This window comes from Martelella sp. NC20 (genome assembly GCF_013459645.1).
GTDB lineage: Bacteria > Pseudomonadota > Alphaproteobacteria > Rhizobiales > Rhizobiaceae > Martelella.
In genome coordinates this window covers 1-22,717 of the sequence record NZ_CP054861.1, presented here as the reverse complement: position 1 = coordinate 22,717, position 22,717 = coordinate 1, and the positions used below count along the sequence as shown (strand labels likewise).

The following is a 22,717-nucleotide window of genomic DNA, read 5'->3' as shown; positions in this document are numbered from 1 at the left end:
GATGACACATTCTCTGAGCGCGCCAAAGGTGGCCGCGACCGTCCACACCATGGAAGAGTTCGACCCCAATGCCAAACTGTCCTTTGGCGAGTGGGCCGGAAAGAACCTGTTCAACTCCATCCCGCAGACCATTCTGACGGTGGTCGTGGCCGCATGCCTGCTGCGTTTCTTCTGGTTCGTGCTGAACTGGGGCATTCTCGACGCGGTATTCTATACCACCGATCCCGCCGTCTGCCGCGCGGCGACCGGAGCATGTTGGGCAGTGATCGTCGAAAAGCACCGACCGATGCTGTTTGGCCTCTACCCCTACGACCAGCAGTGGCGTCTGGTGGTGATGATGGCGATCTATCTCATCACCGTGGTCGTCTCGCTGCCCCCGCGGTTCTGGAACCTCAAGCTGCTTGTTCCGTTCTGGATCGTCTCGGTGACATCGATCTTCGTGATGTTGTTCGGCGGCGTCTTCGGGTTGCCGTTCGTGCCCAGCACCGATTGGGGCGGGCTGCCGCTGACCATGATCCTGTTTTCGGGCACGGTGCTGATCGGCATGCCGGTGGCGGTGCTGCTGGCGCTTGGGCGACGCTCTCCGCTGCCGGTGGCCAAGGGCTTCTCGGTGGTCTTTATCGAGGCGCTGCGCGGGGTGCCGCTGATCACCATCCTGTTCGTGGCGGTCAACGTGTTTCCGCTGTTTCTGCCGGCAGGCGTTGAGGTCAACAAGCTGCTCAGGGTGGTGATCGGCATTGCGATCTTCTTCGCCTGCTATCAGGCCGAGGTGATCCGCGGCGGTCTACAGGCCATTCCGAAGGGGCAGTACGAGGCCGCAGCCTCGCTCAACCTGACCTATTGGCAGACCACGACCCGCATCATCCTGCCGCAGGCACTGCGGATCAGCCTGCCGGCGATCACCAATCATATCATCGCCGCGATGAAGAATACCTCCTTCGTCATCATCATCGGCCTCTTCGACATCCTGACGGCAACCACCGCGGTCATGCAGGACCCGCTCTGGCGCCGCTACTATGTCGAGGCCTATCTCTTTGTCGCCGCCATCTACCTCTTCTTCGGCTATTCGCTGTCGCTCTATGCGCGTCAGGTCGAGAAATGGGTCAACACGGGCCGTATCTGAACATGGCTGGAAAGGATGACTTTCATGTCCGCAAATCTTTCTGAAACCTCTGTCGCGACCACGCCGGCGCACAGACAATCCGACGCCGCCGCGATGATCGAGATGCGCAACGTTTCGAAGTGGTTCGGTAATTTCAAAGTGCTTCAGGATGTGAGCCTGGATGTGGCCAAGGGCGAAAGGGTCGTGATCTGCGGGCCTTCCGGATCGGGAAAATCCACGCTGATCCGCTGCATCAACAGGCTGGAGGAGCACCAGCAAGGCACGATCATTGTCGATGGCGTCGAGATGAACGAGAACATCAAGAACATCGAGGCAATCCGCCGCAATATCGGCATGGTGTTCCAGTCGTTCAACCTGTTCCCGCATCTGAGCGTGATCGACAATCTGACGCTCGGCCCGATGCTGGTGCGCAAGATGAGCAAGAAATCCGCCGAGGAACTGGCGATGCAGTTCCTCGAAAAGGTCCGCATTCCTGAGCAGGCGCAGAAGTACCCGCTGCAACTCTCGGGCGGGCAGCAGCAGCGCGTGGCGATTGCCCGCTCGCTGTGCATGCAGCCCGAGATCATGCTGTTCGACGAGCCGACCTCCGCGCTTGATCCCGAGATGATCAAGGAAGTGCTCGATACCATGATCGAACTGGCCGAAAGCGGCATGACCATGGTCTGCGTCACCCACGAGATGGGCTTTGCCCGCACCGTGGCCGACAATGTGGTGCTGATGGCGGACGGCCAGATCGTTGAAAGCGGGGTCCCGGAAGAGTTCTTCGGCAATCCGAAGCACGCGCGCACACGCAACTTTCTCGACCAGATTCTCAAGCATTGACGCTAGCCGGAGCGTCCGGCCGGACGCTCCGTTTTTTCAGGAGACTATCCCGTGTCCTCTTTGACACTCACCCTCGCGGGTCTCGCGGCAGGGCTTTGCAGGCGTGACCTGACTGAAGCCGCGGCCGACTGGGCCACGCGCGCCTTTACCGACACGTTGGCCTGTGCGCTCGCCGGCACGGGTACGCCGGTCGCGCAATTGGCTGGCTCCGTCCTTTCCGCAGCGCCCGGACCCTGCCAGGTGTTCGGCTCCGTCGATCGGCTGCACCCGCTGGATGCGGCGCAACGCAACGGTATCGCTGCCCACGCGCTTGACTATGACGACTGCAATCTCGAGATGGACGGGCATCCCTCCGTCTCGATTGTGCCCGCGTTATTTGCGCTGGCCGAGGCACGCAACAAGCCCGGCAGCGAAGTGTTGACGGCCTTTGTCGCCGGGCTGGAAGTCGAGATACGGCTGGCCCGGATCGCCAATCCGGCCCATGCCGAGCGAGGCTGGCACCCGACCGTGACCTTCGGCGTTATCGGGGCGGCAGTCGCCTGTGGTCGATTGATCGGCCTCGATCAGGAGCGGCTGGCGATCGCCATGGCAATTGCGGCCTCCAGCGCTGCAGGCCTCAGGGCCAATTCCGGCACCATGACCAAGCCGTTTCATGCCGGACAGGCCAATCGGAACGGGCTTCAGGCGGCGCTGCTGGCGGAGGCCGGGTTTACGGCGCGCGATACCGCGCTCGAACATCGCTTTGGCTTTCTCAAGGCGTTCGGCGGCAGCGACGACCCGGATATCGAGCCCGCAATCAGGGGCTGGGGGAGGGCCTACGCTCTGTTGTCTCCGGGTATCGCGGTCAAGCAATATCCCTGTTGCGCATTCGTGCATTGCGCCATCGACGCGGCGGCCTCGCTTCGGGCCGAAATCGGCGCGACGCTGGTGACCGAGGTCGAGGTCGTGCTCAACGGCAAACGTCTGGGCAATATCGACAGGCCGCGCCCTACGGACGGGCTCGATGCGAAGTTCTCGACGCAGTACCTGACGGCCCGCGCGCTGATCGACGGCGCCGTCGGCCTTGGGGATTTCACACCGGATCGGCTTGGCGAGCGGGATGTGACGAGGCTCGCCGAAAAGGTGACCTTGCGCGCGCATGATGACGATCTTTCGCTCGGCCACGTGCATGTCAGCCTGGAGGACGGTCGACGGCTCACGGCGTCCGCCAGGGTCGCCATGGGCCGCGATCCGGCCAATCCCATGACCACGTCGGAGTTTCGGCGGAAATTCGACGATTGCGTTTCTCACTGCCTGATGCCCGCGCAGGGCGAGGCGCTTTTCACCATTCTCATGTCGCTCGACCAGCACGCCGATTTCGCCCCCGTCTCAGAGGCGGTCGCGGGCGCTGCGGATCGGGCTGCCCTACAGACGGTATCTTCGGAGGAATAGGATGTCGCTTTCTCATGAACTTGCAACCCGCGCGCTGGCGCTCGATCCGGGCGGTTTCGACCCGACGGCGCTCGGCTTTGCCCGCGACGCGATTGCCGACATGATCGGCTGTGCGCTGCTCGGCGCGCCGACAGCCACCACCGAAGCAGCGCTTCTGAGAGGCGTTCAGGGAGACGGTCCCTGCCATGTCCTTGGACGGACCGAAAGGCTCGGGCGACTGGATGCGGCCTTCGTCAACGGCGTTTCGGGTCACGCGCTGGATTATGACGACACCAGCAAGTCGCTGTCCGGCCATCCCACCGTGATCATCATTCCCGCCATCCTGCCGCTTGCCGAGTCCTTGGAGATCTCCGGTCGCGCGTTTCTCGACGCTTATGTAATCGGCGTCGAGGCCGCGACCCGCTTTGCCCGCGGCGTCAATTTCGCCCATTATGAAAAGGGCTGGCACCCGACCGCCACGCTCGGGATTTTCGGCGCGGTGGTTTCGGCGGGCATCCTCCTGAAGCTGGACGCGAAACGCATGGCCGACGCGATCTCGATGGCGGCCTCGCTCGCCTCCGGCATCAAGGCCAATTTCGGTACCGACACCAAGCCCCTGCATGCCGGCCTTGCAGCGCGCAACGGTCTTTTCGCCGCGCTGATGGCGGCCGAGGGCGTCAATGCTGCTGCCACTGCCCTGGAACATCCGCAAGGCTTTCTCGAGGTTTTCAACGGCAAGGGGAACTACGACGCGGACCGGATGCTGACCGGCTGGGGCGAACCGCTGGATCTGATGAACCCCGGCATCTCGATCAAGAAATACCCGTGTGTCTACAGCGTTCATGCTGCGATCGACGCGGTGATCGCGCTGCATGACGGGCCGGTGCCGGATAGCACCGCCGTTGAGGATGTCGTCGTGCGCATGCATCCGCGCCGCCTGCTGCCGCATGTGCGCAACCCCGCAACCAGCGCGCTGAACGCCAAGTTCAGCCTGTCCTACGCGGTGGCGCGCGGCCTTGTGAACGGCACGGTGCGGCTCGATCATTTCGAGGACGCCGCGCTCGGCGATCCCGAGGTGACGCGGATCATGGAACTGATCCGGATTGAAGAGATGCCGGAGGATTTTTCCGACTATGGCGCCGATGTCGTGGTGCGCATGAAGGACGGTCAGGTTTTCGAGAGCCATATCGAGGTGCCGCTTGGTCGTGGTCCGGAATCGCCGCTTCCTATGGAAATGCTCGAAAAGAAGTTTCTCGATTGCGCGTCCCGAAGCCTAACCGCCGGCGGGGCGGCCGAAGTATTCAGGATGCTGATGAAGCTGGACCGGCTTGCAAGCCTCTCCGATCTGGTCGCCGCAATCGAGACCTCGACCCGTCCGGTAAAAGGATAAATCCCATGAGCTTTGCAAAAAAACTTTCCGAAAAGGCCCTGACCCTGTCGGTGGACACGGTCCCCGCCGAGGCCGTCCATATCGCTCGCCGCGCCATTATCGATACCATCGGCGTCGCGCTGGCCGGGCGGTCTGCATCCTATCTCGGGGCGCTCGAGTCCGTTCTCGACGTCGCATCGGCGCCGGGCGAAGCGACCCTTTGGGGGGGCGGAGGCAGAAAAGCTTCGGTTCTGCATGCGGCGATGATCAATGGCGTCGCCGCCCATGCGCTCGATTTCGACGATTGCTCGACAACGATGGGCGGCCATCCCTCCGCGCCGGTGGTGCCTGCCGTTCTGGCGCTCGCCGAAACGCAAGGGGCAACGGCCGCTGAGGTGTTTACGGCCTATCTGACCGGCGTCGAGGTTGAAACCCGGCTGGCGCGCGGCCTGCTGCCGCATCACTATGAGAAGGGCTGGCATCCGACCGCAACGCTGGGCGTGTTCGGCGCGGCGGCGGCCTCGGCGCGGTTGCTGGGCCTTGATGCCGACGGCATGGCGACGACGCTTGCAATGGCGGTGTCCATGGCCTCGGGCCTGAAATCGAACTTCGGAACGCCGGTCAAGCCCATGCATGTCGGCCAGGCGGCACATAACGGCGTGCTTGCAGCACTTCTGACCCGCAACGGCATGACCGCAAACGTCGAGGCATTCGAGCACAATTACGGCTTCTTCAACCTGTTCAACGGCGCCGGCAATTTCGATGCCGATGTCATTCTCGATGGCTGGGATGGACCACTGGAGCTGCTCGATCCCGGCATCGCGATCAAGCAGCATCCATGTTGCGGCAGCGCGCATTCGGCGATCGACGCGGCTTTGAAGCTGGTGGCGGAGCACGGCGTGTTCGCACCCGAAAGCATCGCGGCGATCACGACCCGCACCCATGAACGCCGTCTGGCGCATACCAACCGGCCCGAGCCGAAATCCGGGCTGGATGCCAAGTTCTCCGTTCAGTTCCTGACCGCCAAGGCGCTGACGGCAGGCCGATTGCAGCTCGGCGATTTTGCCGACGACAGCTTCATGACCGATGACGTTGCCGCCCTCTTGCCGCTGGTAACCTCCACCGCCCATCAGGAAGATAACGCCTATCACGGCGAGGTTGTAGTGACGATGACAGGTGGTGCCGTTCTCACTGCCGAGGCCTCCACCTGGTTCGGACGCGGACCTTCAAACCCGATGAGCGATGATGAACTGCGCGAAAAGTTCGTCGATTGCGCTGGCGCGCTACTCGGTGAAAAGGAAGCGCATGCCGCCTTCGACGCTGGTCTGTCTCTAGCGACGACAGACCGGCTGGACGAATTTCTGGCCCGCACCGCCGGGTCGCTTGGCTGAATGGAGGATTGATATGCTGACAGTATACGGACGACGGAATTCGTCGAACTGCGCCAAGGTTTTCTGGCTTCTGGAGGAGATCGACAGACCGTTCGATCTCGTGCCCATGGGGCGCGGGTCGGGTGCTGAAAACCCTGAAGAGCTCGCGCGGCTGACGCCCTTTGGCAAGGTGCCCGTGATCAGGGACGGCGATTTCGTGACGTGGGAGTCCAACGCCATTTTGCGTTTCCTCGCCTCCGGCGCTTCCTGCGGTGAACTCTGGCCGGAAGACGCGCCCGGCAGGGCCCGCATCGACCGCTGGATGGACTGGGCGTCGCTATCGCTCACCCCGCCGCTGACCCGGTTGCGAAAAGCGCGTCAGGCCGGCGGCGAGGGCGATCTGGGCCCCGTTGTCGAAGCATTCAGGCATCTGGATGGGCAACTCGGTCGTTCCGCATATCTTGCGGCGGATGTTCTGACTTTGGCGGACATAGCGGCCGCCCCGGCTATCCATCGCTGGGGGCTCTTGGCGGTGGCCGACAGCGACTCGCTTCCGGATCTGCCGCATCTGGCGGCCTATCGCTCGCGGCTCAAGGCGTATGAACCCTATCGCCGCCACATCGAAGACGCGCTGTCTTAACCGGTATGGAGAGTTTCTCGGGCCTGTCGCTAATTTTCGGGGTTAACGGTATGTTGACCATAGGTATGGATTTTGCCGCTCCGAAAGTTGCGGAGCGAGCCCATGATTCTGAATACCATTGCCGAAAAGCCGAAGCGCCAGTCGAAGGATGATTTCAAAGGCAGGCATTTCGAGGCATGGCTGATTGTACAGGCGATTGCCTGGTACTTGCGCTACCCGCTCAGCTATCGGGACTTGGAGGAAATGTTTCGGGAGCGGGGCTTCGAGGTCGACCATAGCACGATCAACCGCTGGGTATTGGCTTATGCGCCGATGATGGAGAAACGGTTGCGGCAGTTTCGGCGACCGCATTGCGGCTCGGTCCGGATCGATGAGACCTACGTCAAGATCCGCGGCAAATGGCGCTATATGTACCGAGCCATCGATAAACACGGTAATCCGGTGGGTTTGCTGTTGACCGCTAAGCGCGATCTCGACGCCGCCAGGCGGTTCTTCCGCAAGATGCTCAAAGATGAACCCTTGTTGTAGCCGAACAGGATCGGGACGGACGGGGCCAACATCTTCCCGGCTACGATCAAAAAGTCGGTTGATGACGGGTTTCTCCATCCGGACCCCGTCCACTATGTCACCAAGCACCTCCAGCAAGGCATCGAAAGTGACCATTTCCGGGTAAAAGGAACATGCCAAAGATCGATAGCTTCCAATCTTTCAACACGGCGCGGCAAACCATCGCGGGTTTCGAGGCTATGCTGTGGTTGAGGAAAGGCTTTGGCTTTTTCCGGCGGCTGGACTGTCAACGACCAGAACGATTCGCGTGCGCGCCGGTGCCTCTTCGGACTGCAAAAAGTTAACAAAGCATGAAAATGAAGATGCTTAAGGGATAATCGCGCGCTCCGAGATTGTTTGCGACAGGCCCAATCGAAGCCCACACTCTGACCGGCGTATCTTCACCGGAACGCCCTTGTAGGCCGGCGTACCGTATTTCTTGTCATAGTCGGACAGCACAATGACCTGGTTCATTTCGGGATAGTATCCGGCCACCGAGCCAGGCGGGATGTCATAAGCAACGGCGGTAAATCCATGGACTGTCCGGGCATCACTCGCTGCGATGGCTTCGATGTCGATCATGTCGCCGTCTGCCAGACCATGCACTTCAAGATCCCTTCGGCTCATAAACACAACATCGCGGCGGCCGAAGACTCCGCGATACCGGTCATTGAGGCCGTAGATCGTGGTGTTGTACTGGTCGTGGCTGCGCAAGGTGCGTCAGCACAAGGGCACTGGGGTCTCGCAGGCGAACCTCCTCGTCCAGGCCGGGTGCAACGAGAAATTCAGCTTTGCCGGACGGCGTCTTCCAGATGCGATCCGATGCTGCGACAGTGAGGCGAAAGCCTCCGGGCGTTTTCACGCGGGTTTGAAATCATGAAAATCCGGAAAGACGATCTCAATCTTGTCGCGGACCAGGCCGTAGTCGCCGACCATCTCCTCCCAATCGATATCGTACCGGTCGCCGAGCGTCGCTTTGGCTATGCCGGCAACGATCCAAGGTTCCGAGCGCAACTGGTCACTCGGTGGTTTTAGAAAACCCGCGACGCGTGCACCATCGACATTGAGTCCTCCACCGTAACAGATTGACGTCCTGTCGCCTGAATGTCCAGATCCGTACGGCCTAGAACCGGCAGGATGATCGACGTCTTTGCCAGGAACAAATGCGAGCGATTGAGCTTTGTCGCCAAATGGACGGCAAGATCGAGCTTACGCATGCCCGCGAAAGTCGCTTCCGGATCCGACATGGCGACGGCGAGATTGCCGCCGAGGCAAACGAGCGCTTTCGACTTGCCGTCGATAGTGGCTTCGATGGCCTTCACAGCATTGTGCCCCTTTTTCGAAGGCGGTCGAAAACCGAAGGCCTTTTCCATGCCGTCGAGAAGCACGGCATTCGGAATTTCAGTGATGCCGACGATACGATCGCCCTGGACATTGGAATGGCCGCGCAGTGGACATATTCCGGCACCTTGGCGTCCGATATTACCCCGCAGCATAAGGAAATTGGCAAGCTGCCGGACATTGACCGTGCCATTGGCGTGCTGGGTAATTCCCATGCCATAACAAAGGATAACGTTCTTTGCCTTGAGATAGACATCGACGGCGCTGTCGAGAGCCTCAAGCGTCAGGCCGGATTTCTCGAAGATTTCAGGCCATTCGGTCCGCGCGACATCAGCTTTCAGCGCTTCGAGGCCAATAGTATGGGTCGCAATGAAATGCGGTCGAGCACGCCCGCACCGCCGGCTGCGATATCGGCCGCATCCCGTTCAAAGATGCGCTTCATCATGCCCTTGAGCGCAGCGCGATCGCCACCGGTGCGAACTTGATGATAAGCAGACGCGATCGGGGTCGAGGACAGGGTCGTCATCTCGATCGGGTCCTGCGGGGCGGCAAACCGTTCCAGGGCGCGTTCTTTCAGCGGGTTGAACACAACGATTGGCACGCTGCGGCGGGAAGCCTTGTGTAGTGTCGTCATCATGGGCGGATGGTTGGTGCCGGGATTGTGGCCGAACGAAAAGATCGCATCGGTATGGTCGAAGTCCTCAAGGGTCACTGTGCCCTTGCCGACGCCGATAGACATCGGCAGGCCGACGCTGGTAGCCTCGTGGCACATGTTGGAACAATCGGGGAAATTGTTGGTGCCGTAGGCGCGGACGAACAGCTGGAAGAGGAACGCCGCCTCGTTGGAAGCGCGGCCAGACGTATAGAACTCGGCCATGTGCGGGCTTGGCAGGCTATTGAGCCCCGAAGCGATCCGCGCGAATGCCGCATCCCATTCAATCGGAAGATAACGGTCACTGGCATGATCGTAGATCAGGGATGGGTGAGCCGCCCCTGGTCTTCGAGCTTGTGGTCGTTCCATTGCCAGAGGTCCGCCACGGGATGCGCTGCGAAGAAATCCGGAGCGGCGCGCTTGGATGTTGATTCCCAGGTGATCGCCTTGGCGCCGTTCTCGCAGAACTCGAACGAGCTGGTATGTTTCGGGTCTGGCCAGGCGCAGCCGGGGCAATCGAACCCGGACGGCTGAGCGGCGGTGGATCTCGATGTGCGATGACGGGGCATGGCAGACCGTGCCCGCTTTGTCGCCGCCATCGTTTCCCGGCCGAGATCATCGCCCACGCCGTGTGGCTCTAATTCCGTTTTCCTCTCAGCTTGCGAATGGTCGAGGACATGCTGGCGGCCCGGGGGATTATTGTCTCGCACCAGACAGTCCGGCTGTGGGCAGAGACGTTCGGCCGCGCCTTCGCCAGCGAGATCCGCCGCCGCTCAGCCGGCCGGCTGGGTGACAAGTGGCATCTCGACGAGGTCGTCGTTTCGATCGGCGGCGAGAAGCACTGGCTCTGGCGTGCTGTCGATCAGGACGGTTTCGTTCTGGAGGTTCTGGTGCAAAGCCGCCGCAATGCCAAGGCGGCCAAGCGCCTGATGCGCAAGCTGTTGAAGGGCCAGGGCCGCGCGCCGCGGGTGATGATCACCGACAAGCTTCGATCTTGCGATGCTGCAAAGCGCGAGATTATGCCAACTGTCGTTCGCATAAAGGCCTGAACAATCGGGCGGAGAATTCCCATCAGCCATTCCGACGATGGGAACGGATCCTGAAACGCTTCAAGTCTCCGCGCCATTTGCAGCGCTTCGTTTCCATCCAATTGCCAACCTGTTCCACATCCCCCGACACGACATCTCATCCAGCCATCATCGTGACCTGCGTTCAGAGGCGATGAACCTGTGGGCGGAAATCGCTCGGACATGAACCGCCGTGAGGCAAGCGGGCTATAGCTGTCTCCCGCACGTTAAGTTTACAATGCCCTTTCAGCGCCTCATTTGCCCCCGGATATCGCTCGGACCACTCTCCAGATTCTGACGGAAGTTTGCAATCTCATGCGATAACCGTTGCGTTCAGGAGGCGATTTCAGTCGAGCACCAGCGAGGGCAGCCAACCTGTGAGGAAGGGAACGTAGCCGACGATCAGCGTTGCCGCGGCCCACCAGAGGATGAACGGAGTCAGCATACCGAAGGTCTTGGTATACTCCACATTCGCGATCCGGCAGGCGACCATGGCAAGAATGCCGACCGGCGGCGTCAGTCCGCCCAGAACCAGCGCCATCAGCGTGAAGATGCCGAACTGCACGCCGTCGTAACCGTAGAACTGGGCGATCGGCGTCAGAATCGGCACCACCAGAATGAGGGCCGACACCGTTTCCACGAACATGCCGAGGATCACGAGCAGGATGAAGATCAAGAGCAGCGCGATCTGCGGATTGTCGGTCAGGGCGACGAAGCCCTGCAACGTGGTCTCGGCGAACCCGCTCGAGACCAGGACATAGCTGAACAGCGATGCGCCGGCCAGGATGATCAGGGCGCTTGCCGTGGTCACGCCCGCCGACAGCAGCAGGCGGTAGCCGCCGGCAGCCGTGAAGCGACGGGCGATGATGCCGTAGAGGGCGGCATAGGCGACCGCGACCGCGCCGGCTTCCGTCGGCGTGAAGATGCCGGAAAGAATGCCGCCGACGATGATGACGGGCACCATCAGGGCGGGCAGGGCGCCGCCTCCGGCTTTCATGAACTCGGCACGCGTTGCCCGCCGATGCCCGCCGGCCCCGCCTCTGGTCGCCATGACCCGCGCCAGGACCATGATCCCGAGGCCGGCCATAAGACCCGGCAGCGCCCCGCCGAGAAACATCGCCCCGATGGAAATACCGGTCATCGAACCGTAGATCACGGCAATGATGCTCGGCGGAATGATCGGAGCCATCAGCGCCGCGCACGAGGTCACGGCAACCGAATAGGATTTCTTGTAGCCCTCCCGGGTCATGGCCGGAATCATCATCGAGCCGATCGCCGACAGGTCGGCGAGCGACGAGCCCGAAAGTGCCGCCATGAACATGTTCGACAGGATGTTGGCCTGGGCGAGCCCGCCCTTGAGATGGCCGATGGCCGCGCGCGAGAAGGCGACAATCCGCTGGGTAATGCCGCTCGCGTTCATCAGTTCACCGGCGAGAATGAAAAGCGGAACGGCCAGCAGCGCGAAACTGTCGAGCGAGGCGACGATGCGTTGCGGAACGATCAGGATCGACTGGTCGCCGGAGGCGAGGATGGCGATGACCGCCGACAGACCCATGGAAAAGGCGAGCGGAACGCCGAGAACGAGAAGAATGCCGAAACCGGCAAACAGGATCGCGATTGTCATGCCGGATGCTCCGTATTGCCGTCGGTTCGTGGTAAGCTGTAGGTGCCGGCAATGGTGTGGATGACAACGAACACGGAGATCAGCACTGCTCCGACAGGAAGGGCGGCAAACACGTAGCGCATCGGAATCTGGGCTGCGGGCGACGTCATGAACCAGAGCTGGCTTATGTAGCGCCAGCCGGCATAGCCCATGATCGCGCAAAACAGCACCACGGCCGCGGCAACGATCCACTCCATCGTCGCCACCGCGGCCGGCGCGCGCACCGTTCCCTGAAGCGGCGCCAGCGCGATATGCAGCCCCCTGTCGGCAGCGATAGCGGCGCCGATCATCACGCCCCACAACAGGCCGTAGCGCACCAGCTCTTCCGACCAGACCAGCGAATCGTTGAGGATGAAGCGATAGAACACCTGCGCGCAGGTGATGATCGCATAGCTCGCGACGATTAGCGCCAGAGCGATTTCGCAGACAAGCCGCAATATCCGCACCGGAAGCGATCGGGCGAGTTCGTGTCGTGATGTCATGGGGACCTCCTCGAAAAGAATGGGGCGCCGGCAAACCGGCGCCCGGATGGAAGGCGGACCCGCTCAGGTCGGGTCGGCTGCAACCACGAGATCGATCCACGCCTGGCCAGGCTCGCCCGCGCGTGCGACGAATTCATCCCAGACCGGAGCCATGGCCTTCTGGAAGGCGGGGCGATCGGGGTCGTCGATCGCCTCCATGGTCTCTGCTAGCTGGGCCCAGTATTCGTCCGAGGCCTCGGCCGTGGCGTCGTTGAATTCCGCGAGGGCGGTCTCGGCCGCGCGGTGGATCGCGTCCTGCTCGCCGGCGTCAAGGGCGTCAAACTTGCCGGCATTGGCGAACAGATTGACGTCGGTCATGATGTGGTTGGTCTTCGAGATGTGGTGGGCAACCTCGTTCAGCGCGCCGTTGACGAGTCCCTCGGCGGGATTTTCGACGGCATCGATCACGCCGGTCTGCATTGCGGTATAGACCTCGCCCCAGGCGAGCGGCGTCGGGTTGGCGCCGACGCTCTTGAAGGCGCTGATATAGATCGGGATTTCAGGCACGCGGATTCGCACGCCCTTCAGGTCGGCGGGCTCGCGCACCGGCGTCTCGCGGGTAGCGACCACGCGAAAGCCGGCATTGCCAAAGCCGAGTACCTCGATGTTGAGGTTCCGGCGCAAGCTCTCGGCGACCTTTTCGCCGCCCTCGCCGTCGAAGAACGCCGCGAAATGCTCATTGCCCGAGAACAGGAACGGCAGGCTGACGAAGCCGTATTCAGGCCGCCAGTTGCCGAGCGTACCCATGTCGGTCCAGACGAAATCGACGGTGCCGAGTTGGACCGCCTCCGCGCCCTGACGCAGGCCGGCGATCTGGCCGGAGGGGAAAACCTCCACGCTGACCGCGCCATCGGTATACTCCGATACGAGATCGGCAAACCGATGCGAGGCGACATCGACCAGATGGCCGGGGGCCAGATGGTGCGACAGACGCAGTTTGGTTTCCTGGGCCTCAGCGCCGCTTGTGGCGAGTGCGGCGAAGGTCAGGCCTCCCGCCACAAGCTGCAGCAGTGCGCGTTTGTTGAGTTCAAGTTTCATTCGGTATCCTCCCTTGTTATCGAATTCTTTCGACGGGTTCGTCCGCCCGTCAGCGGCGGTCGAGCCGTGCGGACGCGACCAGGTCCTCGTTGATCACGATCCCGAGGCCCGGTCCTTCCGGCATGGTGACGAAGCCATTGACGTGGCTGACGGGCCGGTCGACGAGGTCGCGCTGGGCCGGGCCATAGACCGGCTGCAGCTCGAGCAGGCGGCAGGCGGTGGACGCGAAGCTCAACGCCTGGCTCGCCGCGCCGACGATCGCGGTTGAAAAATTGTGGGCATTGGCCTGACGGCGGTTGCGGGCGCAGATATCTGCGGCCTTGCGGAAGCCGGTGATGCCCTCCACCCGGCCGGGATCGAGGCCGATCACATCCACGGTGCCGCTCATCACGATCCGCTCCACGCCGCGGGCGTTCCATTCGCGCTCGCCATAGGCGATGCGGATTCCGGTCGCGGCCCTGAGCGCCCGGTAGCCCTCCGGATCGTCGTTGCCGAGCGGCTCCTCCAGCCAGCCGACCCTATAGTCCTCGAAGGCGCGCGCGCGGGTGATCGCGGTGGCGACATCCCAGTGGTTCTTGACGCCGAGATCGACCATCAGCTGCTTGTCCGGACCCATCGCCTCGGTCACGGCTCTGACGAAGGCGACATCGCGGTCATGGTCGAAGCCGAGATGGGCGTCGCCGGCCTTGCCGAACCCGATCTTGGCGCCGTGCAGCCCGGTCGCGGTGTAGCCGGCGATCTCCTCGGCCATGGCGTCGATATCGCGTTTGGTGCCGTGCAGGCTCGCGATCGCCGGCAGACGCTCGTGCACCGGCCCGCCCAGGAGATCGAGCACCCGCGTGTTCAAGAGCTTGCCCTTGAGATCCCAGAGGGCGATATCGATGCCCGAGATCGCCATGGAGGCGATGCCGGCGCCGGTGCCGTACCACCAGCTATGGCTTTTCAGCTTCTCCCAGATCGCCTCGGTCTCAAGTGCGCTGCGGCCGATGACGATTTCGGCCATGCCCTCCACGAGGCAGGCCGCCGCACGGCTCGCCTCGGGAAAATAGGTGCAGCATTCGCCCCACCCGGTCGCGCCGCTCTCGGCGGTGATTTTCACGAGGCAGACGGAACGCGTCCGGTTGTGGTCGACCGGCTCGGGGTAGGCGACGGGGATTGCCTCGACGCTGCGGATCTTGAAATCGTCAGACATCGGCGACACACACCTGGTGCTGTGAACCAAGCCCCTCTATTCCAAGATCGACGCGGTCGCCGGGCTTGAGGTAACGCGGCGGTTTGAGGCCGAGCCCGACGCCGGGCGGCGTGCCCGTCGAAATGATATCGCCGGGATGAAGCGTCATGAACCGGCTGAGATAGCTCACCAGAAAGGCAACGCCATAGACCATCGTCCGGCTCGACCCGTCCTGCAGCCGCTCGCCGTTGACATCCAGCCACATGCCGAGGTTCTGCGGGTCGCCGGCTTCGTCCGGGGTAACCAGCCACGGCCCGATCGGGCCGAAATTGTCGCAGGACTTGCCCTTGGTCCACTGGCCCTGCCGCTCGATCTGGTAGGCCCGCTCGGAGACATCGTTGATGACGCAGTAGCCGGCAACGTGGCCGAGCGCATCGGCCTCGCTGACATATTTTGCCGGCCTGCCGATCACGACCCCGAGTTCGACCTCCCAGTCGGTCTTTTCCGAACCGCGCGGAATGATGATCGGATCGTTCGGGCCGCAGATCGCCGAGGTCGCCTTCATGAACAGCACCGGCTCGCTCGGCACGGCCATGCCGCTTTCGGCGGCGTGGTCGGCGTAATTGAGGCCGATGCACATGAATTTGCCGGTGCCGGTCACGCAGGGGCCAAGACGCGGCGATCCATCGACCAGCGGCAGGCTTTCGATATCGAGATCGGCGAGGCTTTCGGGGGCGGCGAGGAGCGCCGGGCCGATATCCCCGACGATGCCGCCAAGATCGCGGATGCGGCCTTCGGAATCGAGCACGCCGGGCTTTTCCCGGCCGGGATCGCCGTAACGGAGCAGTTTCATGGACTTGGTTCCTTTGTGTTCTGATGCATCAGGTTTCAGGCATCCGGATCGAGGTAGTCGTAGAGGACCCTGCCGGGCACCAGCGTAAAACTGCCCTTCCAGAAGAAGCCGTCGAGCATTTCGCGCACCGGCAGCCGGTGCACCGGCGCCTGTGCGTTGGGCCGCAGTTCAGTGGTGCACGGCCCGCGCCAGCATTCGTTCACCTTCACGTCGGCAAGGCTGCGCGAGGTCAGTTGCCGGATCGCGGGCGTGCCGTCGATATGGTCGATGGCCTTGAGGTTGATGTTGGTGGCGAAGGGGAAGATTTCGGAGAGTTCCGAAATATCGGCGCGCTGCTGCTTGTAGGCCATGGTGCCGGTGAGGATGTCGATGCCGTTGCGCTCGACCGTGCCGACGATCAGGTCGCCGCGGAAGGTGATCTCGGGATTGGCAAGCTTCTTTGGCTGACCGTGGATTTCGCGGCCATGGGCGACGCCGATATCGGTCGACAGGAACAGATAGGGCGAATAGGCGCCGGTGGCGACGCCGGGCAGTTCCGCGCCGAACATGATATTGGCCTCGGCATAGGGACCGATCCATTCGGTGTCGTTCATCTTGTAGATATGCGCCATCACCATGTCGCCGGTAGGCTTTAACGGCTCGGGCAGCAGCGCTTCCATCGCCGAAACATCGGTGCGCCAGACGAGGGTCATCACCTCGACGCTGTGGAAGGTGAAGGGGAAGGGCGGGATCATCGGGGCGTCGAGCGGGGTCGAAAACCCGCCCTTGACGATGTCTTCCTTGCGCGTTTTCCAGGCCATGGTCAGACTTTCTCGGGCTTGCCGGAGGAAAACGAGCGGTACATCGCGTCGAGCACCTCGATGGCGCGCAGGCCGACCGTGCCATTGGCCTCGATGTCGTCGGGTGAGCAGGTGCCAAGGCAGACCTGCGCCAGCCGGTCGATCGGCTTGACCGCCTCGTAGTGTCCCGCATCGGCGGGCAGATCGAGGACGATGTCGTTGCCGTCGAAACGGCGCAGTTCCAGCCGGGTGCGCTCCATGTCGAGGGTCACCATGCCCTCGGTGCCGAAGATCCTCAGGTCCATCTGATAGGTGCAGTGCTTGGGCAGAAGCGCCGAACCGGAAACGGAAGCCCGCGCGCCGTTCTCGAAGGTCACGACCGCCGCATTGGTGAGGTCGACATTGACGGGGGACTTGGTGTCGCAGGCATAGACCTCGACGGGCTTGAGATCGACGAGGCGGAACAGCAGGCCAAGCGAATGGCTCGACTGACCCCAGCCATAGCCGCCGGCCTGATCGGGATCGGCCCAGGTGGATTTGTTCGGCTGGAACATGTGGCCGGCTGATTCCTGCAGGCCCTCGCCGCTGAACAGGTCGAAGGTGTAGGTGGCCATATGGCAGGCGACATGGCGCACCTCGCCGATATGCCCTTCGGCGATCAATCGGGAGGCTTCGGTGGCGAAATCCTTGTAGTTGTAGCCATAGGGCACAATGATCTGAAGGCCCTTTTCGGCTGCCAGTGCGACCAGCTTGCGGGCATCCTCCGCCCGCGTTGTCATCGGCTTGTCGATCAGCACATGGCAACCGGCCTCAAGCGCCGCCACGGCGTGTTCGTAATGCAGTGTGTGCGGCGAGGTGATCACCACGGCGTCGAGGTCTTCCTCTGCCAGCATCTGCCGGTAATCGGTGTAACCCTTCGGCCCGTTGTGGGCTTCGAGGATCTTGTCGAGCGCCTCGCGGTTGCGCCGATTGATCGCCACCAGCTCGATGTCGGGATGCGCGATCATTGCCGGCACATAGACTTCCACGCCCCACCAGCCGGCGCCGATCAGCGCGATTCTTGCTTTTGCCATTGATATTGCCTCCCTTTGTGATTGGACTCAGACCATCAACTGGCCGCCATTGACATGCATCGTCGTCCCGGTGATGTAGCCGGCCCAGGGGCTGAGCAGGAATGCCGTCGGGGCCGCAAGCTCGACCGGATCGGCGAACCTGCCCATCGGGATCATCCTGCGGAACGCCTCCAGATCGGCATCGCTCATGCCGCCGCGCAACATCGCCGTGTCGGCCGCGCCGGGCGCGACCGCGTTGACGGTGATGCTGTGGGGCGCGCCGTGGCGGGCGAGCGACTTGACCAGCGCGGTCACCGCCGCCTTGTTCATCGCATAGGGGATCGAGCCGTTGAAACCGCCGGTGAAGGCGCCCTGGCTGGTGTAGAGCACCAGCCGCCCGATGCCGTGCGGGATCATCGCCGCCATCGCGGCGCGGGCGAGAAAGAAGGTGCCCGACTGGTTCACCGCAGTCTGTCGGGCGATCTCCTCCTCACTGGTCTCGTCAAGCGGCCGTCTGAGGAGCAGGCCGGCGCAATTGACGACTCCGTAGAGCGGTTTGTCGCTGTTGGCCGCCTCGACCGCGGCCGTAACGCCTGCGGTGTCGGTCATGTCGAGGATGTGGGTGCGGATGCCGCCGCCCGCCATGCTGACGGTTTCCGTGCACGGCTTGATGTCGACGGCGATGACATCGGCCCCTTGAGCGGCGAGCCAGACGGCGGTTGCCTGTCCTATCCCTTGTGCCGCGCCGACGACGAGGATCCTTCGGCCGGAAAGGCCGGGATCGTTGGGGTTGAGATCCATTACCATTGGGCGCGTTCCTCCAGTCCAACCAGTTTGCGCAACTCGGGATCGCGGATCGACTGCTGGACGCCCTCGACGCGCCCCTCGTCGACCAGCCAGGCGATGCATCTTGCCGGCACGTCGGCCGGCAGTTTGGCGCCCTCGTCCAGGCGGGCGATGGCGTTATCGAACCGCTGCTGCGCACCGTTCAGCATGTCGGTGCTGACCACGCCGGGAATGAAATCATGCACCCGCACGCCGCGACCGCCATATTCTGCGGCAAGGCAGCGGCTGAACATCGCAAGCCCCGCCTTGGACGTGCAGTAGGCGCTCCAGCCCTCGACCGGGTTGTGGGCCGCGCCGGAGGAGAGGTTGACGATGACGCCGCTACGGGCCGCGATCATGGCCGGCAGCACCGCGCGCGACATGTTCATGACGCCGCCGATATTGATGTGCATGAGCTGCATGAAGGCGTCGGGGTCGAGTTCGTGGATATGCCCGATCGGGTCGATGATGCCGGCATTGTTGACGAGCGCGGTGACCGGCCCGAAACGCCCGGCGACCATGCTCACGGCGTCCTCGACCTCGGTCGGATCGGCGACATCGCAGGCGATCGCGATGGCGTTGGCGGTTCCAAGGCGGTCCGCCGCCTCTTCGAGTTTTTGACGCCCGCGGGCGGTGATGCCGAGTTTCCAGCCGCGCTCCACGAGAAGCCGTGCGATTTCGAACCCGATGCCGCGAGATGCGCCGGTGACGATGGCCACTTTGTTGTCAGCCATGAGGACTCCTTCCGGATGCTATTTCAGTGACGGCGTAGCCGGTAAGCCGGCCGAGCCAGCCTATGGCTTCGCCAAGATGTCCACGGCTGAGCGCGCCGTGATGGGTGGCGTGGGCATTGGCCCAGGCCTCGAACGCGTCGAGCGCCGGCCGCCTGTTCGTGCGGAACCAGCCATGGGTGACCTGAAGGGCGGTCCGGGCTGGCGAAAGCGTGTCGCCTTCCAGCGCGAGCAGACGGAATTTGCCCGCGCCTTTGTCGGGGACGACGCCGAGCATGGTTGCGGGTCCCATGGAAAGATCGTGCGCCAGCACCACGCCCGGCAGATCGCGTCCCGAGTGCGCGGCGGCCGGGCGGATGGTTGCCGCGCCGCCGGCCGGCACAAAGGCGAAATCGCCTTCCCCGGTATTGGCGACGAGAAACGCATCCCGCTTGCGATCGACGGCGTCGAGTTCGCAATAGAGCGTCGCGCCGCCGAGATATTTGCCGATATGCATCGCCACAGCCGTCACCAGATCGCCGGTGGCGCTGAACGGACGGCCGGAACCGGTCATCAGCGTGGTTGCGAGGCAGCCGATCGACCCGTTTGGCAGTTCGACGCCAAACGGTCCCCGGCAGGTCAGCGAGCCGCAGGCGATATCGCGCTCGCAGGCCATGCGATCGAGCGCGATCGCCATGCGGATCGCCCGTTCGAGATCCTCGCTCGCGCTCCATTCGGTGCCCTCGGGCAGAAGCGCCGGCAAGCGGTCGCCACGGAACGCGGCGATCTCTTCAACGGTCACGGCGGCATGGCAGGAAGCCCAGTCGTCAAGCGCAATGTCGATGACCTCGACCCCACCCATCGCCGCCTCTTCTTCATTGAGACCGACATGGTCATAGCCGGGCATCACCGGTCCGAATCGGCCGATCCTGAGCCCCTTCATCCGCCGCGCCAGCACGGCGACGCGCAGCGCCATGGCGAGCCGTCGGTGAAATTCGGCGTCGTCGAGAAAGCCGGCGATCACGACATGGCCGGGCGCGTCGGGCACCCGCGCCAGCATCGCGCCGAGCATGGTCGCCCCGACATTGGTCGAGTGGCGGCAGAGCGCGCGCATGTCGTAGGCATCGGTGATTTCGGACAGGTCGTGCGTGCAGGCGATGACCACGGGAACGCCGGCCTCGCGGGCGAGTGCGGCAATCGCGGCGGGCGGCGTCGCCATCGTCGGCACCAGCAGCAAGGCCTCGGGCGGATTGGCGCGAAGGCGCTGCGCCATGCGCGCCGTGTCGCCGTCATCGGCCCACAGTCCGAGCTCGTCGAGCATGAATTCGTCGCCAAGCGCTGCCGTTGCCGCGCCGACATGCCGGCCGAGATCGTCCCGAAAACCTTTCGGCATGATGGTCTCGAAATAGGCCATCATGCCGCCGATGACGGCGATTTTGGCGGGTTTTTGTATATTGGTGAAAGGCTCAGCCATCGGCGCGCCCCATCTTCGCCAAAGCCTCACGCGCGGCCCGTCCGGAGGAGCCCAGCGGGGCATGGGCGGCGGGCTTCCTGGCGCCCACGCGGGCATAGGCCCATTCGGGGATAGCGCGCAGGTCGCGGTAGACCGTCCACGAGCAACGGCTTTCTTCGGTGAGCGGGGCTTTCGGCGCTTCGGTGACGCGCACGGGATAGCCGAAGGCGGCGATCGGCAGGGTTTCGTGCAGGATGCAGCAATGGGCGCAATAGCCGCATATGCCGGTTTCGTTCCAGGTGAAGTCGTGCGCGCCCTTGAGTTCCGGCCAGTTGAAGGGCGGGGCCGAAAGCGGCGGCAGTCCGTCGCGCGCCTCGCCCTGCATCGAACGGCCGCCCGAGCCGCAGGGCGCGAAGCTGATGGTGACCTTTTCAGCGTCCTCGAACACGTCAATCGTGCCGTCCCGGTCGCGCCCGCTCAGATGGCCCTGATGCCCCTCGAAACCCAGATAGACCAGCAGCCACTCAGCCGTCTCCCACGGCATTTCCGAGACGTCGAAGCGCCGGTAGCGCTTGGCGAACCAGTCGCCGATCACCCAGCCCTCATACATCTCGCGCAGAGCCTCTTCGCCGTGCTCGGCGACGACCAGGCTGAAGAGGCCGGCAAGCTGGTCGACCTCGCCGTCGTGCAGATCCCGCCAGAGGGCCATGGCCTTGTCCAGGGCTGCGCTTTTCGCGGCGCCCGGCGTCCCGGCCTCGTCGAAAACGGCGAGCGCGGCGGCGATCTCCGCCCAGACCTCGGCGCGATCGTGCGAGACGGACCGGTGATAGGGCGCAAGCTTTGTACGGATTTCGCCGTGATGGCGATCGAGACTATCTTCGTCCATGCCGTTGTCGGAAAGATAGCGTCGGGTATCGTGGAACCATTGGGTGTAGATGTCGTGGACCACCCGCATCTCGGACAGGAAGAAGGCCGAAAGCGCCGCCGCGCCCGCATCGTCGCCACCGGCGAGCGCCCGGCGGATCAGCCGGGGCGTACCTTCGGCAAGCTCCGCCCAGCCGCCCTTGCGGATCAGGCGGCCAAGCGTTTCATTGTGGACGAGGTCGGCGGTCATCGCGGTCAGTCCATACGCCACTGCAACGGCAGCAGGTAGGCAAAGCCGGTGCTCGGATCGGCCTCGATCTTCATGATCGGGGCCATATATTCGCCCCAGCGCCGGTTGGCGTCGCTCTTGGCGAGCGCGGCGATCGAGGCGTCCAGATCGTCGGTTTCGAAATAGCCGAACAGCGTCAGCCCGTGCCGGAAGATGTTGTAGTTGCGCAAGCCCGCCTTGCTGATGTCCTCCACCAGTTCGGGCCAGATCTCGTCGTGGCGCTTCTTGTATTCCTCCTCGTATCCGGGGCGGACTTCGAGGACCCAGGCATAATGTCCCATGATCGCAAATTCCCTTGTTGGAGCGCGTCGCGGTTTGCGGCCCGACGCGCGAGTTCAGAAAGTCAGGCCAGCCAGCCGCGCACGAGGTTGCGCATCTTGACCGTCTCGCTCAGCACATCGTCATAAAGCGTGTTCATATAGGCCTGATGGACATATTCGATGGCGAGCCAGCCGTCGTAGCCGGCGTCACGCAGCGCGCCGAGCAGCGAGGGAAAGTTGATGGTTCCCTCCTCAAGCTTGGCCTGCAACGCGCCTTGCCGCGCCTGGCGCAGATGCACATGGCCGGCATAAGGCGCGAGCGTCTCGATTTCGTCCTGACGGTAGCCCATCGACACGAAATGGGCGAGATCCAGCGTCAGCTTCAGACCCGGCACCCGCGAGACCATCTCGGCGGCCATGTCGACGCTTTCGACAAGCCCGTGCACATGCGGCTCCACCGTCACCGCAACGCCTTCACGCTGTCCCGCCTCGACCAGCGGCTTCAGCGCCTCGACGGAATTGTCGAGCGCCTGCCGCCGGCTCTGGCCGGAATTGATCAGGCCGGGCAGGACGAAGATGCTCGGCGCGCCCGCTGCCTTCGCGAATGTGAGAACGGCCTTGAGATCAGCGAGGTTTTGCGGATCTGCCGGGCCAGCGGCGAGGTTGCGTTCGGCTAGATCTGCGCCGAAGAGATGGTAATAGTTGGCCACCGGCAGTTTCACCGTGTCGGCAATCTCGGCGCCATAGCATTCGGGATCGGAAATGATCCGGCTCTTGTCGAGCGCCGATGCGTAGAAAAGCCCGACATCGACGCCATCAAGGCCAAGGGTTGCGGCAATGCCGCCAACCTCGGCAAGGGTCAGTTGCGGGAATGACCATGCAGTCACACTGAGTTTCAT

The 22,717-nt window shown here is 63.1% G+C and carries 19 protein-coding genes and 3 pseudogenes; 8 read left to right on the top strand and 14 right to left on the bottom strand.

Translation table 11 applies throughout. The annotated features are described in order from the left end of the window. The first annotated feature begins 1 nt into the window (after window position 1). The 7 genes and pseudogenes from HQ843_RS00110 to HQ843_RS00080 all read left to right on the top strand — a co-directional run bounded on the left by HQ843_RS00110 (window position 2) and on the right by HQ843_RS00080 (window position 7,595). A complete protein-coding gene (locus tag HQ843_RS00110; protein WP_210275279.1) occupies window positions 2-1,123 on the top strand; it encodes an amino acid ABC transporter permease in 1,122 nt (373 codons plus the stop codon). Window positions 1,124-1,147: 24 nt separating this feature from the next. Continuing rightward, window positions 1,148-1,945, top strand: coding sequence for an amino acid ABC transporter ATP-binding protein (locus HQ843_RS00105; protein ID WP_371822103.1), 798 nt, complete (start codon window positions 1,148-1,150; stop codon window positions 1,943-1,945). 51 nt (window positions 1,946-1,996) lie between these two features. After that, window positions 1,997-3,376: an MmgE/PrpD family protein gene (locus HQ843_RS00100; protein WP_180900375.1), complete on the top strand. Its 1,380-nt coding sequence runs from the start codon at window positions 1,997-1,999 to the stop codon at window positions 3,374-3,376. Between the two features lies 1 nt (window position 3,377). After that, window positions 3,378-4,745, top strand: a complete 1,368-nt coding sequence (locus HQ843_RS00095; protein WP_180900376.1) for an MmgE/PrpD family protein — start codon at window positions 3,378-3,380, stop codon at window positions 4,743-4,745. A 5-nt stretch (window positions 4,746-4,750) separates the two neighbouring features. Further along, window positions 4,751-6,115: an MmgE/PrpD family protein gene (locus tag HQ843_RS00090; RefSeq protein ID WP_180903362.1), complete on the top strand. Its 1,365-nt coding sequence runs from the start codon at window positions 4,751-4,753 to the stop codon at window positions 6,113-6,115. Between the two features lie 13 nt (window positions 6,116-6,128). Beyond that, the gene (locus HQ843_RS00085; protein WP_180900377.1) at window positions 6,129-6,734 is read left to right on the top strand and encodes a glutathione S-transferase family protein; all 606 of its coding nucleotides are present in this window, start codon (window positions 6,129-6,131) and stop codon (window positions 6,732-6,734) included. Window positions 6,735-6,836: 102 nt separating this feature from the next. Continuing rightward, a pseudogene (locus HQ843_RS00080) lies at window positions 6,837-7,595 on the top strand (IS6 family transposase). Between the two features lie 12 nt (window positions 7,596-7,607). Here the strand turns inward: HQ843_RS00080 and HQ843_RS00075 are convergent. After that, window positions 7,608-9,812 (bottom strand): annotated as a pseudogene (locus HQ843_RS00075) (FdhF/YdeP family oxidoreductase); the annotation flags it as partial. A gap of 18 nt (window positions 9,813-9,830) precedes the next feature. On the opposite strand from HQ843_RS00075, the pseudogene HQ843_RS00070 reads away from it, so the two are divergent. Beyond that, window positions 9,831-10,527, top strand: a pseudogene (locus HQ843_RS00070) (IS6 family transposase). A 159-nt stretch (window positions 10,528-10,686) separates the two neighbouring features. Here the strand turns inward: HQ843_RS00070 and HQ843_RS00065 are convergent. From HQ843_RS00065 to HQ843_RS00005, 13 genes are all read right to left on the bottom strand, one after another. Then, on the bottom strand, window positions 10,687-11,964 hold the full coding sequence (locus tag HQ843_RS00065; RefSeq protein WP_180900378.1) for a TRAP transporter large permease: 1,278 nt from the start codon (window positions 11,962-11,964) through the stop codon (window positions 10,687-10,689). Continuing rightward, window positions 11,961-12,485 carry a TRAP transporter small permease gene (locus HQ843_RS00060; RefSeq protein ID WP_180900379.1) on the bottom strand — a complete coding sequence of 175 codons (525 nt, stop codon included), beginning with the start codon at window positions 12,483-12,485 and terminating at the stop codon, window positions 11,961-11,963. The genes HQ843_RS00065 and HQ843_RS00060 overlap by 4 nt, the downstream gene beginning before the upstream one ends. 63 nt (window positions 12,486-12,548) lie before the next feature. Beyond that, window positions 12,549-13,562, bottom strand: coding sequence for a TRAP transporter substrate-binding protein (locus HQ843_RS00055; RefSeq protein WP_180900380.1), 1,014 nt, complete (start codon window positions 13,560-13,562; stop codon window positions 12,549-12,551). Between the two features lie 49 nt (window positions 13,563-13,611). Beyond that, window positions 13,612-14,754: a mandelate racemase/muconate lactonizing enzyme family protein gene (locus HQ843_RS00050; RefSeq protein ID WP_180900381.1), complete on the bottom strand. Its 1,143-nt coding sequence runs from the start codon at window positions 14,752-14,754 to the stop codon at window positions 13,612-13,614. Next, entirely contained in the window at window positions 14,747-15,586 is an 840-nt protein-coding gene (locus HQ843_RS00045; RefSeq protein WP_180900382.1) for a fumarylacetoacetate hydrolase family protein, read from the bottom strand. Before HQ843_RS00045 ends, HQ843_RS00050 begins: the two co-directional genes overlap by 8 nt. 35 nt (window positions 15,587-15,621) lie before the next feature. After that, the gene (locus HQ843_RS00040; protein WP_180900383.1) at window positions 15,622-16,386 is read right to left on the bottom strand and encodes an acetoacetate decarboxylase family protein; all 765 of its coding nucleotides are present in this window, start codon (window positions 16,384-16,386) and stop codon (window positions 15,622-15,624) included. 2 nt (window positions 16,387-16,388) lie between these two features. After that, the gene (locus HQ843_RS00035) at window positions 16,389-17,438 is read right to left on the bottom strand and encodes a Gfo/Idh/MocA family protein (RefSeq protein WP_180900384.1); all 1,050 of its coding nucleotides are present in this window, start codon (window positions 17,436-17,438) and stop codon (window positions 16,389-16,391) included. A gap of 27 nt (window positions 17,439-17,465) precedes the next feature. Continuing rightward, entirely contained in the window at window positions 17,466-18,224 is a 759-nt protein-coding gene (locus tag HQ843_RS00030) for an SDR family NAD(P)-dependent oxidoreductase (protein WP_180900385.1), read from the bottom strand. Then, window positions 18,218-18,976, bottom strand: coding sequence for an SDR family oxidoreductase (locus tag HQ843_RS00025; RefSeq protein ID WP_180900386.1), 759 nt, complete (start codon window positions 18,974-18,976; stop codon window positions 18,218-18,220). Before HQ843_RS00025 ends, HQ843_RS00030 begins: the two co-directional genes overlap by 7 nt. Next, window positions 18,969-20,426 (bottom strand): hypothetical protein, encoded by a 1,458-nt coding sequence (locus HQ843_RS00020; protein ID WP_180900387.1) that lies wholly within the window; start codon window positions 20,424-20,426, stop codon window positions 18,969-18,971. The genes HQ843_RS00025 and HQ843_RS00020 overlap by 8 nt, the downstream gene beginning before the upstream one ends. Then, a complete protein-coding gene (locus tag HQ843_RS00015) occupies window positions 20,419-21,519 on the bottom strand; it encodes a hypothetical protein (RefSeq protein ID WP_180900388.1) in 1,101 nt (366 codons plus the stop codon). Before HQ843_RS00015 ends, HQ843_RS00020 begins: the two co-directional genes overlap by 8 nt. Before the next feature lie 5 nt (window positions 21,520-21,524). Next, window positions 21,525-21,839, bottom strand: a complete 315-nt coding sequence (locus HQ843_RS00010) for an L-rhamnose mutarotase (protein WP_180900389.1) — start codon at window positions 21,837-21,839, stop codon at window positions 21,525-21,527. 62 nt (window positions 21,840-21,901) lie between these two features. Further along, window positions 21,902-22,717 carry a sugar phosphate isomerase/epimerase family protein gene (locus HQ843_RS00005; protein WP_180900390.1) on the bottom strand — a complete coding sequence of 272 codons (816 nt, stop codon included), beginning with the start codon at window positions 22,715-22,717 and terminating at the stop codon, window positions 21,902-21,904.

Excerpts from the sequence above, each read along its gene's own strand:
- HQ843_RS00110 (WP_210275279.1), top strand. The coding sequence starts at position 2 with ATGACACATTCTCTGAGCGCGCCAAAGGTGGCCGCGACCGTCCACACC.
- HQ843_RS00105 (WP_371822103.1), top strand. The coding sequence starts at position 1,148 with ATGTCCGCAAATCTTTCTGAAACCTCTGTCGCGACCACGCCGGCGCAC.
- HQ843_RS00095 (WP_180900376.1), top strand. The coding sequence starts at position 3,378 with ATGTCGCTTTCTCATGAACTTGCAACCCGCGCGCTGGCGCTCGATCCG.
- HQ843_RS00090 (WP_180903362.1), top strand. The coding sequence starts at position 4,751 with ATGAGCTTTGCAAAAAAACTTTCCGAAAAGGCCCTGACCCTGTCGGTG.
- HQ843_RS00085 (WP_180900377.1), top strand. The coding sequence starts at position 6,129 with ATGCTGACAGTATACGGACGACGGAATTCGTCGAACTGCGCCAAGGTT.
- HQ843_RS00065 (WP_180900378.1), bottom strand. The coding sequence starts at position 11,964 with ATGACAATCGCGATCCTGTTTGCCGGTTTCGGCATTCTTCTCGTTCTC.
- HQ843_RS00060 (WP_180900379.1), bottom strand. The coding sequence starts at position 12,485 with ATGACATCACGACACGAACTCGCCCGATCGCTTCCGGTGCGGATATTG.
- HQ843_RS00055 (WP_180900380.1), bottom strand. The coding sequence starts at position 13,562 with ATGAAACTTGAACTCAACAAACGCGCACTGCTGCAGCTTGTGGCGGGA.
- HQ843_RS00050 (WP_180900381.1), bottom strand. The coding sequence starts at position 14,754 with ATGTCTGACGATTTCAAGATCCGCAGCGTCGAGGCAATCCCCGTCGCC.
- HQ843_RS00045 (WP_180900382.1), bottom strand. The coding sequence starts at position 15,586 with ATGAAACTGCTCCGTTACGGCGATCCCGGCCGGGAAAAGCCCGGCGTG.
- HQ843_RS00040 (WP_180900383.1), bottom strand. The coding sequence starts at position 16,386 with ATGGCCTGGAAAACGCGCAAGGAAGACATCGTCAAGGGCGGGTTTTCG.
- HQ843_RS00035 (WP_180900384.1), bottom strand. The coding sequence starts at position 17,438 with ATGGCAAAAGCAAGAATCGCGCTGATCGGCGCCGGCTGGTGGGGCGTG.
- HQ843_RS00030 (WP_180900385.1), bottom strand. The coding sequence starts at position 18,224 with ATGGTAATGGATCTCAACCCCAACGATCCCGGCCTTTCCGGCCGAAGG.
- HQ843_RS00025 (WP_180900386.1), bottom strand. The coding sequence starts at position 18,976 with ATGGCTGACAACAAAGTGGCCATCGTCACCGGCGCATCTCGCGGCATC.
- HQ843_RS00020 (WP_180900387.1), bottom strand. The coding sequence starts at position 20,426 with ATGGCTGAGCCTTTCACCAATATACAAAAACCCGCCAAAATCGCCGTC.
- HQ843_RS00015 (WP_180900388.1), bottom strand. The coding sequence starts at position 21,519 with ATGACCGCCGACCTCGTCCACAATGAAACGCTTGGCCGCCTGATCCGC.
- HQ843_RS00010 (WP_180900389.1), bottom strand. The coding sequence starts at position 21,839 with ATGGGACATTATGCCTGGGTCCTCGAAGTCCGCCCCGGATACGAGGAG.
- HQ843_RS00005 (WP_180900390.1), bottom strand. The coding sequence starts at position 22,717 with ATGAAACTCAGTGTGACTGCATGGTCATTCCCGCAACTGACCCTTGCC.